The 2,363-nt window shown below is 39.9% G+C and carries 1 protein-coding gene; it reads right to left on the bottom strand.

From position 1 onward, the window contains the following. Positions 1 to 119: 119 nt before the first annotated feature. Positions 120 to 2,183, bottom strand: a complete 2,064-nt coding sequence (locus HC733_RS21975; protein WP_446727650.1) for a prolyl oligopeptidase family serine peptidase — start codon at positions 2,181 to 2,183, stop codon at positions 120 to 122. Positions 2,184 to 2,363 lie beyond the last annotated feature (180 nt).

Raw genomic sequence — 2,363 nt, 5'->3', positions numbered from 1 at the left:
TTTGGCCGCTTCCTTTGCGAAAGCTTCAAGTTCTTTTTTGTTCATTTGCATCTGCCTATCATTAACTCTCAATAGAGTATGTTGTGATAGGCAGTTACACAAAATTAGTTACAGACTCATTAGCGTAATCTATTCATTAAATACACATATTCTAGACTACTGACCATAGCATACTGTTCTTTGTTAGCCGCACCAGCATGGCCGCCTTCCATATTTTCAAAGTAAAGTACATCAAAGCCCATGTCTTTCATTTTTGCCACCATTTTACGAGCGTGGCCTGGATGAACACGATCATCACGCGTCGATGTTGTAAAAAACACTTGCGGGTATTGCTTGTCTTTACTTAGGTTGTGATAAGGAGAATACGTTTTAATGTATTGCCATTCGTCTGCGTTGTCAGGGTTACCATATTCACCCATCCAACTAGCGCCTGCTAATAGTTTATTGAAACGCTGCATATCCAAAAGAGGTACTTGGCAAATTACCGCGTTATAAAGATCTGGTCTGCGTGTAAATGCCGCACCGACTAATAAACCACCGTTGCTGCCGCCTTTAATGCCGAGATGTTTAGGCTCAGTGACCTTATCGGTAATAAGTTGCTCTGCAACAGCTTCAAAATCTTCAAAGGCCTTGTGACGGTTCTGTTTCATTGCTGCTTGATGCCAGCGTGGACCGTACTCACCACCGCCGCGGATATTTGCCAGCACGTAAACGCCATCTTTCTCAAGCCAGTTATTACCTAGTGTTGCTGAATAATAGGGAAGCATAGAAGCTTCAAAGCCACCGTAGGCATAAAGTAAAGTAGGATTTTTGCCGTTCAGTTTTAAGCCTTTTTTATGAACAATAAAATAAGGAATTTGAGTACCATCTTTTGATGTTGTAAATTTTTGCTTAGCCACATATTGGTTAGCATCAAAGTGTGATCTATTGCCCTTTAACTTGGTGAACTCTAAAGATGTCCCGTTCACTAAGTACAAGCTAGAAGGCGATAAAAAGTCACTATAGTTAACAAAAAAATCATCACGATCTGGGTCAGTATTTAAAACAGACAATGAACCAGTTTCAGGGAACTTAACGTGGTCTACATGCCACTGACCATCCGCTTTAGGCAAGTAGCGATAAACCTTGTTTTTTACATCGTCAAGAACTGTGACCAAAATTGCAGACTTGGTAAAGTCTAGTGCCTCAATAGATCGAGTTTCTGTTGGTTTGATGAAACTTTTAAACGAGATGTGCTCTTTGCCTACATCATTGATGTCGGCGTAAATAACTTCAGCTTGAGCAAATCCTTGCCACGCAGTTTTAAGCTGAATAAAAAACTTACCATTATTTAAACCAATATAATCGGCATCATTGGGTACATTGAATTTGACTTGCTTATCACCTTTAAGCAAGAACATGTTGTTTGTATAAAAGCTGGTCGACTCATAAATTAGTTGGTATTGAGTACCGTTGTCGTAGGCCGTAAACGCGCTTGCTGACACAGAGCTTTTCTCACCTGTATAAATAGTTTTCGCTGCGTCTAGAGACTTACCGCGTTGTAATACTTTTACGATACGCGGATAGCCTGAGTCAGAAAGAGAGCCTTCACCAAAATCAGTGCTTACAAAGATGCTTTTGTCATCAAGCCAAGATACATATGTTTTGGCTTCTGGCAGATTAAACCCGTCTTTTACAAATGACTTAGTGGTTACATCAAACTCACGAACAACAACTGCGTCAGCACCGCCGCGAGATAAAGAGACTAAACAGCGTTGGTATTTAGGGTAATGACATTGCATGCCTTTATATACCCAGTTTTCACTTTCGGCTTTAGCAAGCGCATCTATATCTAAGACGGTCTCCCATTTTGGTTCTGCTTTTTTATATTCTTCGAGGGTAGTGCGTCGATATAAACCTCGGGGGTTGTGTTCATTTTGCCAAAAATTGTAGTAGTAGCCTGCGCGTTCATTCGCGTAAGGAATACGGGATTTATCGTGTAATATGCTGAGTGTGTTTTCGTATATATTTTGATATGCACTGTTATTTTTTAGATATTTTAATGACGCGTCATTTTGTTTGCTAACCCATTGTAACGCTTTTTCGCCCTCAACTTCTTCCAGCCACAAAAATGGGTCGCTCTGCACCGCTAAGGTATTTGCTGATAATACCGAGAGTGAAACAATAGACGCGATACGAGATATATTTTTTTTCAAAATGTTGTCCTTATTCTGTTGTCGTTTGGTAACTGCTAGGTACTATAGTGCAGGGCGGGATCACACTTTGTAAACAAGGAAAATCTATGATCTAATAGCGTTAATTTTTCCTATTTATCTATCGCAATGTCTTTATTTTCACATCTCGAATTAGTCAAAGAAAACCGT

It is taken from the genome of Pseudoalteromonas sp. S16_S37, assembly GCF_014694405.1.
GTDB lineage: Bacteria > Pseudomonadota > Gammaproteobacteria > Enterobacterales > Alteromonadaceae > Pseudoalteromonas.
The sequence above is the reverse complement of the archived record's forward strand: the minus strand, read 5'-3'. Positions and strand labels throughout refer to the sequence as shown.